The sequence below is a fragment of the Dyella sp. genome (assembly GCF_035486915.1).
Lineage (GTDB): Bacteria > Pseudomonadota > Gammaproteobacteria > Xanthomonadales > Rhodanobacteraceae > Dyella_B.
Map to the genome: position 1 here is coordinate 1 of NZ_DATHMR010000065.1, position 11,508 is coordinate 11,508.

8 protein-coding genes are annotated in these 11,508 nt (G+C 60.5%); 4 read left to right on the plus strand and 4 right to left on the minus strand.

Features of this window, described 5'->3' with window-relative positions:
• Together VK725_RS05570 and VK725_RS05575 are read left to right on the plus strand one after the other, a co-directional pair.
• On the plus strand, positions 1–2,055 hold a 2,055-nt coding region (locus VK725_RS05570; protein ID WP_325317065.1), incomplete at its 5' end, for a carboxy terminal-processing peptidase.
• Between the two features lie 199 nt (positions 2,056–2,254).
• On the plus strand, positions 2,255–2,875 hold the full coding sequence (locus VK725_RS05575; protein WP_325317066.1) for a DUF4126 domain-containing protein: 621 nt from the start codon (positions 2,255–2,257) through the stop codon (positions 2,873–2,875).
• A 57-nt stretch (positions 2,876–2,932) separates the two neighbouring features.
• Here VK725_RS05575 and VK725_RS05580 read toward each other — a convergent pair whose 3' ends face one another.
• The 4 genes from VK725_RS05580 to VK725_RS05595 all read right to left on the minus strand — a co-directional run bounded on the left by VK725_RS05580 (position 2,933) and on the right by VK725_RS05595 (position 8,221).
• Positions 2,933–4,312: a leucyl aminopeptidase family protein gene (locus VK725_RS05580; RefSeq protein WP_325317067.1), complete on the minus strand. Its 1,380-nt coding sequence runs from the start codon at positions 4,310–4,312 to the stop codon at positions 2,933–2,935.
• Positions 4,313–4,505: 193 nt separating this feature from the next.
• Positions 4,506–5,207: an HAD family hydrolase gene (locus VK725_RS05585; RefSeq protein WP_325317068.1), complete on the minus strand. Its 702-nt coding sequence runs from the start codon at positions 5,205–5,207 to the stop codon at positions 4,506–4,508.
• Between the two features lie 36 nt (positions 5,208–5,243).
• Complete coding sequence (locus VK725_RS05590; protein WP_325317069.1) at positions 5,244–6,644, minus strand: LysM peptidoglycan-binding domain-containing protein; 1,401 nt, start codon at positions 6,642–6,644, stop codon at positions 5,244–5,246.
• 203 nt (positions 6,645–6,847) lie between these two features.
• Positions 6,848–8,221, minus strand: a complete 1,374-nt coding sequence (locus tag VK725_RS05595) for a DegQ family serine endoprotease (protein ID WP_325317070.1) — start codon at positions 8,219–8,221, stop codon at positions 6,848–6,850.
• 404 nt (positions 8,222–8,625) lie between these two features.
• Between VK725_RS05595 and VK725_RS05600 the strand changes: the two genes are divergently transcribed.
• Both VK725_RS05600 and VK725_RS05605 read left to right on the plus strand, forming a co-directional pair.
• Positions 8,626–10,770, plus strand: a complete 2,145-nt coding sequence (locus VK725_RS05600; RefSeq protein ID WP_325317071.1) for an adenosylcobalamin-dependent ribonucleoside-diphosphate reductase — start codon at positions 8,626–8,628, stop codon at positions 10,768–10,770.
• Between the two features lie 108 nt (positions 10,771–10,878).
• Positions 10,879–11,334, plus strand: coding sequence for a hypothetical protein (locus VK725_RS05605; RefSeq protein WP_325317072.1), 456 nt, complete (start codon positions 10,879–10,881; stop codon positions 11,332–11,334).
• The last annotated feature ends 174 nt before the right edge of the window (positions 11,335–11,508 follow it).

An 11,508-nucleotide genomic window follows, 5' to 3' on the forward strand; every position in this document is an offset into this window, starting at 1 on the left:
GACATGGCGAAGTTCGCGCAGTACAAAGACAAGTTTGACGATGCGATCTGGAACAGGGATCTCTCTGCGCCGTTCGACATCTTCAACCAGTACGTCCTGCGCGCTGTCGATCGCATGAACTATGCGCGCAGCCTGTTGAAGCAAGGTTTCGATTTCAACACCAACGACACTTACACCATCGATCGCAAGAACGCCGACTGGCCGAAAGACCAGAACGAGCTCAACGATCTGTGGCGCAAGCGCGTGATGAACGACTGGCTGCGCCTGAAGCTTGCCGGCAAGAGCGATGACGACATCCGCAAGACGCTCGACAAGCGCTACAGCAGCTACGTCAATCGCGTGCGTCAGCTGGATGGTGAAGATGCGTTCCAGACCTTCATGACGGCCTACGCCAACTCGACCGATCCGCACACCGACTACATGGGTCCGCGCGAAGCGGAGAACTTCGATATCACGATGAAGCTCTCGCTCGAAGGCATCGGCGCGCAGTTGCAGGCACGCGACGACTACACCCAGATCGCCTCGCTGGTTCCCGCCAGTCCCGCCATCAAGTCCGGCAAGCTGCATGTGGGCGACACGGTGCTCGGCGTGGGCCAGGGCGATAGCGGCCCGATCGTCGACGTGGTTGGCTGGCGCCTGGACGACGTGGTCAACCTGATCCGCGGCAAGAAAGACACCACGGTGCGCCTGGAAATTGCGCCGGCGGACCAGGGTCCGGATGGCAAGCACGTCATCATCCCGCTGGTGCGCGAGAAGATCGCCATCGAAGATCAGGCGGCCAAGAAGAAAGTCATCGACATCGACGACAATGGTGTCGACCGCAAGATCGGCGTGATTGAACTGCCGATGTTCTACTCCGACTTCGGTGCACGCAGCGAGGGCGACAAGAACTTCAAGAGTGCCACGCGCGACGTCAGCAAGCTGCTCGGCGAACTCAAGGCCGAAGGCGTGCAGGGCGTGATCATCGACCTGCGCAACAACGGTGGCGGCTCGCTGTACGAAGCCAACGAACTAACCGGCTTGTTCATCGATAAAGGCCCGACCGTGCAAGTGCGCAATGCAGGCGGTGCAGTGCAAGCGCAGGGCAAGGATGACGACTCCCCGATGGCGTGGAGCGGTCCGATGGCCGTTCTCGTGAATCGTGGCACAGCATCGGCCTCGGAGATCTTCTCTGCAGCGATCCAGGATTACGGTCGCGGCTTGATTATCGGTACGCCGACCTTCGGCAAGGGCACCGTGCAGACGCTGATCGATCTCGATCGCTTCGCTTCCGATCCGGACAGCAAGGCGGATTTCGGCGCGTTGAAGATGACGGTGCAGGAATTCTTCCGCATCAACGGCGGTTCGACGCAGCTGCGTGGCGTGACGCCCGACCTGCTCTATCCAACCAACGGCGATGAAAAGGATTTCGGTGAGTCGACCTACGACAACGCGCTGCAATGGACGCAGATCGCACCGGCCGATTACAAGCCGGTTGCGGACATGAAGGGATATCTGGCGCAGCTGCAGCAGATGCACGATGCCCGCGCCGCGAAATCCCCGGCATGGCAGCTGATGCTCGACGAACTCACGCAGTACAAGAAGCTTGCAGATCGCACGACGATCTCGCTCAACTTTGCTCAGCGCGAAACCGAACGCAAACAGCTCGATGCCATCCAAGCGGACTTCCGCGCGCGTCATAAGACGATTGATGGCAACAACGCAGTTGGCGATGACAACGATCAGCTCGACGACGGCCTCAATCCGAGCGAACGCAGCCTCACCACCGAGCTGAAGGAACAGGAAGAAGCCAAGAACGCTCCTGACCCCCAACTGCAGGAAACGGCGCACGTGCTGTATGACGCCGTGGGCTTGATCAACAGCAATCCGAAGCTGGCTGCCGAAGTGTTGCCGTATGGCGGCAAGCAGACTGAGCCTGCACTGGCCGTGGTCGCCGGTCCGAATGCGATGGCAGCGCCTGAAACCTCCGTCAACAACGGCGGCTCCAGTGCGCCCGCGCCTGATGCGTCACACGCTTCCGCACCTGCTGGGGCGGCATCGAGCGGCAATCACTGAGGTTGCGACATCGGTTGAACTGAAAAAGCAGCGCTCCGGCGCTGCTTTTTTTTGCATTTGCCTCCTCGCCGGTTTAAGGGGAGGATGGCGTGGTTAGCCTCGCCACAGCGTCGAAACGAAGGGCGCGCAGCATCCTGAGCATCGCAAGACGGCCCTCATCCGAAATAGGTCGCTACCGCTCGCAAGAGGGAGGTATGGCATGAACCTGTTGTCGAACATTGCGCTGGCTGGCGGTCTGGCATGGGCCAGCGGTATCCGTCTTTACGCCACGTTGTTCATCGCCGGCTTGCTGGGACGACTTGGTTATGTCGATCTGCCATCCGGGCTGGCGGTGCTCAGCCACAACTGGGTGCTGATTGCGTCGGGCATACTCATGCTCGGGGAATTTCTCGCGGACAAGGTTCCCGTGTTCGACAGTGTGTGGGATTCCTTCCAGACCTTTATCCGTATTCCGGTCGGCACGTTGCTGGCGTGGGGCGTGTTCAAGCATTCGCCGATGGACGAACAAATTGCCGCAGCGCTGCTTGGCGGCGCTGTAGTGACGGGAACGCATCTGGCCAAATCAGGCGGGCGCGCGTTGATCAACACGTCGCCCGAACCGATCAGCAATTGGACGGCGAGCGCAGGAGAGGACATCTCGTTGTTCGGCATCCTCTATCTGATGTGGCAGCATCCCCTCGTGCTGCTGATCGCACTGGCCCTGTTTATGGTGTTGCTGTGCTGGCTGCTGCCGAAAATCGCACGCGGATTGCGCATCATTGTGCAGCGTGTGCGCAGCATGGGGACGTGGCTATCTCGCGAGTCGGGCGCCACACGTTAACGGCAGCACCTACTCCCTCCCCTACGGTGCAGCAGGGGAGGGAGCAAAGTCAGTGCATTACGCGTGATAGCGATTCTGCAAAAACGCAAACATCGCACGCAAACCCATCGCCTCACCACCGCGCGGACGACCAGGACGATCGCCGTCATTCCACGCATACGTGTCCAGATGCATCCACGGCATGCCGTCCGGAATAAAGCGTTCCATGTATAGCGCGGCAGTAATCGCGCCCGCATGACGCGACGGACCGGCGTTGGCGAAATCCGCAAGATAGGAATCGAGCATCTTGCGATAGGGGCGCCACAACGGAAGCCGCCACATTGGATCGGCAACCTGACGGCCGTGAGCGAGCGCCGCATCGGCAATCGCATCGTCATTGGCAAACAACGCGGGAAGATCCGGGCCCAGCGCCACGCGCGCCGCACCCGTGAGCGTGGCAAAGTCGACGATCAGGTCGGGTTTCTGTTCTGCGCCGTAAGCCAGCGCATCGCAGAGCACCAGACGGCCTTCGGCGTCGGTATTGTCGATCTCCACGCTATGACCGCCGCGCGTGACCACCACCTCACCCGGACGCATCGCATTGCCGGAAACGGCGTTCTCCACCGCAGGAATCAGCAGCGTCAGGCGCACCGGCAACTTTGCCTGCATGATCAAACCTGCAAGCGCGATGGCGTGCGCCGCGCCGCCCATGTCCTTCTTCATCCAGCGCATGCCGTCGGACGGTTTCAGATCCAGGCCGCCCGTGTCGAAGCACACGCCCTTGCCGACCACGACCAATTTCGGATGCGATGCCTTGCCCCATGTCAGCTCGATCAAGCGCGGCGGACGATGACTGGCGCGGCCCACGGTGTAGATCGTTGGGAAGTTCGCTTCCAGCAGCTCCTCGCCCACCCACTCATGCACCTTGGCCTTGTGCACTTTGCCCAGATGCTTCACGGCATCGGCCAGATGCTTCGGCCCCATGTCCTCCGTCGGTGTGTTGACCAAGTCGCGCACCAGGGCGGTGGCGCTGACGAGTGGTGCAAGCGTTTCGAAGGTGGCGGTGTCGACGGCTAGCGTTGCCGGTGCGCGTTTGGCCTTGCGGTAACGCGTGAACTGATAAGCGCCCAAGGCCCAACCCAGCGCGGAGAGTTGCGCGTCGAGCGGCACGCTGTCGGCATCGAGCGTGTACTCACCGGCAGGTAACGTCGTCGGTAACGCTGCGAGTGCGCCGAGTGCATCCTGTCGATCCACCCCTACCAGCACGCGCGCCAGCTTGCCGTTGGCATCCGCCAGCAGGCATACGCCGCCGGGCTTTGCATCGAAACCGGTTTCTTCTGCCCATTTGCGCTGCGCCGGTGTAAGGCGTCGGCGTGTGGAGGAGAAATGGACGGTGTCGGTCGCTTCGATCGGTGTCGGAGCGGAGCGTTTGGAGCGGAACTCGGTCAATGCGGACATGCGCTTTGGTCTTGGTTGTTTGGCGTGAATGATCGCGCTTTTCCAAGACTGTTCAAAGCTTCTCGCGTGGGAATGGGAGAAATGGCCGAGTTTTGATGTACGTGGCTGCCAAACGCAAGGTTTGAGATGGAAAGTTGGAGGTTTGCGCGACGGGCGTACCCTCACCCCAACCTCTCTCCCAATGGGAGAGGGGCTATGTTGAGGAGTGATTTGTGTCTAGCCACTGCACAAGAGTGGCTAGGTCGCGCAGGTCCAGATCGGGCTTGGGGCCTAGTGTGCCTGGCCAAGGGTGGCCGGGGCGGTTGATCCATGCGGTGCGCAGGCCTGCATCGCGTGCGCCTACGACATCCAATTCCGGATCGTCGCCGATGTGCAGGATCTGATCGGGCGCGACACCGAGTTGTTCGGCGGCAGCCAGAAAGATGCGCGCATCTGGCTTTGCAACGCCAGCGTCGCGTGCGCTGATGTGATGCGCAAAATGCATGCGCAGACCGATGCGCTCCAGATCGGCGTTGCCGTTGGTCAAACTGGCGACCGGCCACTTTGCAGCCAAGGCTTCCAGCGCAGGCAGGGCGTCGGGATACAACTCCACGCTATTGCGTGCCGTCGCATAGATCTCCCACATCGCATCCAGCGGCGCCTCGGCGATGCCGGCGGCATCGAAGGCTCGTTGCATGGTGAGATAACGCTGCGCTGTGAAGTCGTGTGCGAGGTCGATGCGTTCGGCTGCCACGCGTGCGCGTAATTCGCGCATGGCGGGAATCGGCCAGATCTTGGCGACTTGCGGATAGTGACGACGTAGATAGTCGTCCACATCGCGATCGGCACGCTCCAGCGCCGGCATGACCGGCCAGAGCGTGTCATCCAGATCGATCGTCAGAGCGAGGATGCGCATGGGGGCATCCCTAAAAGGGATCAGCCTAAGAAGGAATCAGCGCGCTTCGATGCGCAGCACCTGACCGGTGCGAACCGTGTTGTCTTTCAGGTGATTCCAGGTGCGAATCTGCGCGACATCGACGCCGTGCTTGCGTGCGATGGAATACAGCGTTTCACCAGCGCCTACGCGGTAGGAGCGGGCAGCCGCCGGCGCGGGAGCGCTGGCGACCTTGCGAACATCCGACTTCTTGGTCGTTGTGTTGGCCGTCTTGCTGGCCTTGGTCTTGCTGACCGGCACTTTGTCGAACGTCACGAACGCATCGGCGGTGACCTTGGCGAAATCGCTGCCATGGCTCGTTGCATCGGCAACGGTAAACGCATCGCCGTGAATACCCTTCAGGCTGCTCGGCTGCGGCGCAGCGACCACAGCGCCCGCCACCGCCGCCAGGCTAGGCGTATTCGCGCGGGCAGCGGCTGCAGCGGCTGCGGCTGCAGCCGCCGTGGGAACCACCGCGCGAGGTGCTGCGGCAGCAGCGATCTGCGTCGGTTCGGCGCTGGCGTGCGCGCCCACTTCCGCCAGAATGCGGCTGCGGCGCGAAGAGTCCATCGCCGTCAATGCGCCGCCATCGGCGTAGGGCACCAGACTATGCGAGCGCAGCACGGACTCGCCCTTCGCACTCTGCGTGAAATCGACAAACGCCTTTGCATTCGCCGCATTCGGGCTGCTGGCATTGGTCACCAGATACAGTTCCGTAAACAGCGGATACGAACCGCTGGCCACACTCGACACGTTCGGTGCGACGCCGCTGATGCGGATCATCTTGATCTTCGAATTGCCCGCCACGCTGGACAGCGTCGTCACACCGAATGCGCGCGGATCGAGCGCCACCGATGCTTCCAGCTGCGTGGTGTTCACATACAGACGCGGCGCGGCGACTGGCTGACTGCCACGGCCGAACAGCAGCTTGCGCAGGCTGAATTCGACGCCATCGCCCGGGCTCGCCACGGCGAACACGTCCATCGGCGCATCGTTGCCGCCGACATCTTTCCAGTTGGTGATCTTGCCGTAGTAAATGTCGTGCACCTGCTGCAAGGTCAGGCTGCTCACCGGGTTCGACGGGCTAGTGACCAGCACGAGGCCATCCCATGCCACCGGCGTAAACGTAAGGCCGCTGTCGACGGCGTTGCCTGCACTGCCGCGCGCGCTGCCAGCGATATCCGCAGCGCCACTCGCCACGGCATCCAGACCCGATGCGGTGTTGAACGGTTGCAGCTCCACGTGGCCATGACCGGAGGACTGCCACGCCTGCGCCATGCCCTTCATCACGCCATTGGCGGTAACAACGTCACCGCGCCAGGTCAGTGATTGTGATTGCGCCAGAGCGACAAGTGCGACCGTGGAAAGACTCGCGCCGATCAGGGCGACAGAAAGCAGACGTGGAATACGTACAGGCATAGGAATGCGCGACCTACAAATGGGCTGAAATGATGCCAGTGTGCCGTCAAAACTGCGTGCACACAGTGACAGGATGCTGTATTTCAACGGCCTGGAGGCAAAACATCAAGCGAAAACATCAAGTGCGTTCATATATTTGCATCAAACAACTGATTGAGACGGAACGAGTCGATCAAAGCCATCCACACGTTCCGTCCCTCAACTCACTGAATCACCACATAGTTGAGCCCTTCGTCAGCGGCGACCAGCAGCACCAGCTGGCGAGGTTTGGCGGCCGCCAAACCCTGCAAATCGCGCAGACTGGTGATACGACGATTGCCAACGCCCACGATCACATCGCCCGATGAAAGCCCTGCTTGTGCCGCGCGGCTGTTGGGATTCACCGATGTCACGGCAATGCCCGACAAACCCTGACTCGTTTGCGCATCGTTCAGATCGCTGAAGGTCACGCCAACCAGGCGAGGATCGAATTTGCCGGCATCGATCGACGCCACTTTCTCCGGCGCCAGCTGTGCGCTGACAGTTCGCGTTTTGCCGTCGCGCAATACCGTCAACGTCACCGTGCTGTTGGCAGGTAGCAGACCTTCGGCGTTATTGAGCTGATCGGCGCTATCCAGCGGCGTGCCATTAATAGCTGTCACGACATCGCCCACCTGAAGACCCGCGCGATCGGCAGCCGATCCCGGCGTCACGCGCGTCACCACGGCACCGTTGTTGTCCTTCAATCCAAGCAACTTGGCGATATTGGGGGTGATGTCCTGCGTCTGCGCACCCAGGCTGCCGCGGCTGACCTTGCCGTGTGCGATCAACTGCTGCATCACATCGCTGGCGACCTTTGTCGGTATCGCAAAACCGATGCCCACGTTGCCGCCCGACGGCGACAGGATCATCGAATTGATGCCGATCAGCTCGCCACGCAAATTCACCAGCGCACCGCCGGAATTGCCCGGATTGATCGAGGCATCGGTCTGAATGAAATTCTGGAAGCTCGATCCGCCCAATCCGGATCGCTGCAACGCCGACACGATGCCCGACGTTACCGTCTGTCCCAATCCAAACGGATCGCCCACCGCCACCACGAAGTCGCCCACGCGCAGTTGACTCGAATCGGCGATCGGCAGCGCCTGTAGATGATCGGGCGTGATCTTCACCACCGCCACATCAGTCGCCGGATCGCTACCTACCAGCGTGCCTTTGAAATTGCGCCCATCCTGCAAGGTGACCGTGATGTCGTCGGCATTACCCACCACATGATTGTTGGTGAGGATGTAACCCTTCTGCGCATCCACGATCACGCCCGAACCCAGGCTCTGTTCCAGCTGCTCGCGTGGCATGCCCTGCATGCCGAAGAGCTGGCGAAATACCGGATCGTTGAGAAACGGGTTATTCACCCGCACGCGCGTCTTGGTGGAAATGTTCACGACTGCCGGTGTCACTTTCTGAAGCATTGGCGCGAGCGAGGGCAGGGGCTGCCCATCCACGATGGGTGGCAATGCGGCCGAGGCATACATCGGTAAGGCGGCCATCAGCGCAAGGCCGAAAAAAGCCGTGAAACGGCGAAGAAAGCGGTGTTGCATGAAGTCTCCTTCTCAACAATCAAAAAGGTTGGACCTGTTCGACTCGAAAGCCCCGTGTGCGGTTCCCGCAGCGTGCCCGGAGCGGGGCCTGCGCAGCGTCAATCGGGGTGTCCACAAGTGGGACGCAGTTAGCACTTTACATCGCCGGGCCGCGGGGGTAACGTTTCCGCCCATCCGCAATCACAACATCTTGTGTGCCAGCAGCGGTCCACTACCCAAGAACTGGTACCTATGTGAATATCGTCAGGAGGGGCTGCCGCTGTTCGCGAAGTGAATGTCAGGCCGAATATCACGCGCGGGGCGTGAACCGGCAGACCGGGGTTTTCTGGTCATCTGACGTGAAGTCTCCATCTATATAAGAAACCAACGTGGCCGTGAGGCCACATCGGGAGATCAGGAAGCCGATGAGCACCTTGCGTGCAACAAACATGGGTCGCGACGCAGCTATTCCGCTGCAGCCCGCCTCGATGGACATTTGGGACAAGAAATACCGTCTTCGCAGCAAAACCGGCGAGCCGGTCGACGCCACCATCGATGACAGCTGGCAGCGCGTCGCGCGCGCCTTGTCCGATGTAGAAGCTACGCCCGAACTGCGCGAAGAGTGGTTCGAACATTTTCTGTGGGCGCTGCGCCGCGGCGCGATTCCTGCTGGCCGCATCACCTCAAACGCTGGCGCGCTGGAACACAAGCCCGCTACTTCCACGATCAACTGCACCGTGTCCGGCACCATCCGCGACTCGATGGACAACATCCTCGATAAGGTGCACGAAGCAGGCCTCACGCTGAAGGCCGGTTGCGGCATCGGTTACGAGTTCAGCACGCTGCGTCCGCGCGGTGCGTACGTGTCCGGTGCCGGCGCATACACCAGCGGCCCGCTGTCGTTCATGGATATCTACGACAAGATGTGCTTCACCGTCTCCTCGGCCGGTGGACGTCGCGGTGCGCAGATGGGCACCTTCGATGTCAGCCATCCCGACGTGAAGGAATTCATCCGCGCCAAGCGCGAGAACGGCCGCCTGCGCCAGTTCAATCTCTCGCTGCTCATCACCGACGGCTTCATGCAGGCGGTGGAGCACGATCACGACTGGCCGCTCGTCTTCCCCGTGCACGTCAAAGAGAAAGACGACGTCGATCTCAACGACCCCAGTGTCGTCGTGTGGCGCGAATGGCCCACGCATGAAAACTACGTGGAGCGCGAAGACGGTCTGGTCGCCTGCAAGATCTACGGCCACATCCGTGCGCGTCACCTGTGGGACATGATCATGGTCTCGACGTACGATTACGCCGAGCCCGGATTCATCCTCATCGACAAGGTGAACGAGATGAACAACAACTGGTGGTGCGAGCACATCCGCGCCACCAATCCCTGCGGCGAGCAACCGCTGCCGCCGTACGGCTCGTGCCTGCTCGGTTCGGTGAACCTCACCACCTTCGTGCGCGATCCGTTCGGTCCCAAGGCGCGTTTCGATTGGGACGAATATCGCGAAGTCGTGAAAATCTTCACCCGCATGCTCGACAACGTGGTGGAGATCAACGGGCTGCCGCTCGAACAGCAGCGCAACGAGATCCTTTCCAAGCGTCGTCACGGCATGGGCTTCCTGGGCCTTGGCAGCACGCTCACGATGCTGAAGATGCGCTACGGCAGCGCCGAAGCGGTTGCCTTCACCGAAGACGTCTCGCGCGAAATGGCTGTGGCCGGTTGGGAAGTCGCACTGGATCTGGCCAAAGAAAAAGGCCCCGCGCCCGTGCTCGCCCAGACCTTCACCGTTACCGGCGACATGCTGCGCAAGCGCCCGGAAATGGTCGAAGACGGCTACAAGGTCGGCGATCAGATTCGCGGCAGCGTGCTGCACGCCAAATACAGCCGCTACATGCAGCGCGTGGCATCCGTCGCGCCAAATCTGGTCGAAGAACTGGCCGCCATTGGCGCGCGCTTCACACATCACACCTCCATCGCGCCCACCGGCACCATTTCGCTCTCGCTCGCCAACAACGCCAGCAATGGCATCGAGCCCAGCTTTGCCCATCACTACTCGCGCAACGTCATCCGCGAAGGCCGCAAATCGAAAGAAAAGGTCGAGGTCTTCAGCTTCGAGCTGCTCGCCTACCGCGCTCTGATCAACGCCGACGCCATGCCGTTCAGCGACGACATCAAGGCTAAGCTGCCCGACTACTTTGTCTCCGCCGACGACATCTCGCCCAAAGAACACGTCGACATCCAGGCCGCCTCGCAATTGTGGGTGGATTCGTCCATCTCCAAAACCGCGAACGTGCCCACCGACTACCCCTACGAAGACTTCAAAGACATCTACTTCTACGCTTATAAACAGGGCCTCAAGGGATGCACCACGTTCCGCTTCAACCCCGCTGCGTTCCAGGGCGTGCTGGTCAAAGAAGCCGATCTTGAAAACACCCTCTACCGCTTCGAATTGGAAGACGGTAGCGTTGTGGAACTGAAAGGCAACGAAGAAGTGGAGTACGACGGAGAGATGCACACCGCCGCCAATTTGTTCGATGCTTTGAAGGAAGGCTATTACGGAAAATTTTAGTGGTGGCATGTAACGCGAAATCGCGCTACGTTTCTGCTCACAGCAATCCGTATCCGTAACAGACTTATCGCAAGTTCCATAACAAACGTACCGGAGGGGAATACCCGCATGTCTATCGATACCGAGTTTGAAGTCCATCACGACGAAACTGCACCGGCTGCTCCGGCGTCGACCGAAGCGGCTCCTGCTGCTCCGAAAAAGCGTCGCAAGAAAGCCAAGAAAGCAAAAGCTGCTGCCCCTGCAAAGAAGGCCGCGAAGAAGGCAACAAAGAAGGCTGGCGCCAAGAAAGCGGGCGCCAAGAAAACTGCTAAGAAAGCTGCCAAGAAGGCAACCCGCAAGGGCGCCGCAAAGAAAGCCAGCAAGAAAGCCGTGAAGAAGACGGCCAAGAAAGCTGCAAAGAAGGTCAGCAGCAAAAAGACGGCCAAAAAGGCCGCAAAGAAAGTGGCCAAAAAGGCCGCCGGTAAGAAAACCGCCAAGAAAGCGGTGAAGAGGTCCACTGCCAGCAAGAAGGCCGGTCGTAAGGCGACCAAGAAAACCGCCAAGAAGGCCGCCCGCAAGAAGTAAGCACTAAAAACATCCGGCCCGTAGAGCTGCGGGCCGGATGTTTTTTTTCGTGTTCCCCCTCTCCCTCCGGCAGAGGCAAGGGCGAAGCCCCAAGTCGCAGTCGCAAAGACCCACCTCGACGCACCCATCACACCGCATCGTCGTGGGCTCGTCATCCCAGCGAAGGCTGGAGGA

Bases quoted from the DNA above. Each gene is read 5' to 3' on its own strand.
- VK725_RS05605 (WP_325317072.1), top strand. From the start codon at position 10,879: ATGTCTATCGATACCGAGTTTGAAGTCCATCACGACGAAACTGCACCG.
- VK725_RS05590 (WP_325317069.1), bottom strand. From the start codon at position 6,644: ATGCCTGTACGTATTCCACGTCTGCTTTCTGTCGCCCTGATCGGCGCG.
- VK725_RS05585 (WP_325317068.1), bottom strand. From the start codon at position 5,207: ATGCGCATCCTCGCTCTGACGATCGATCTGGATGACACGCTCTGGCCG.
- VK725_RS05575 (WP_325317066.1), top strand. From the start codon at position 2,255: ATGAACCTGTTGTCGAACATTGCGCTGGCTGGCGGTCTGGCATGGGCC.
- VK725_RS05600 (WP_325317071.1), top strand. From the start codon at position 8,626: ATGAGCACCTTGCGTGCAACAAACATGGGTCGCGACGCAGCTATTCCG.
- VK725_RS05595 (WP_325317070.1), bottom strand. From the start codon at position 8,221: ATGCAACACCGCTTTCTTCGCCGTTTCACGGCTTTTTTCGGCCTTGCG.
- VK725_RS05580 (WP_325317067.1), bottom strand. From the start codon at position 4,312: ATGTCCGCATTGACCGAGTTCCGCTCCAAACGCTCCGCTCCGACACCG.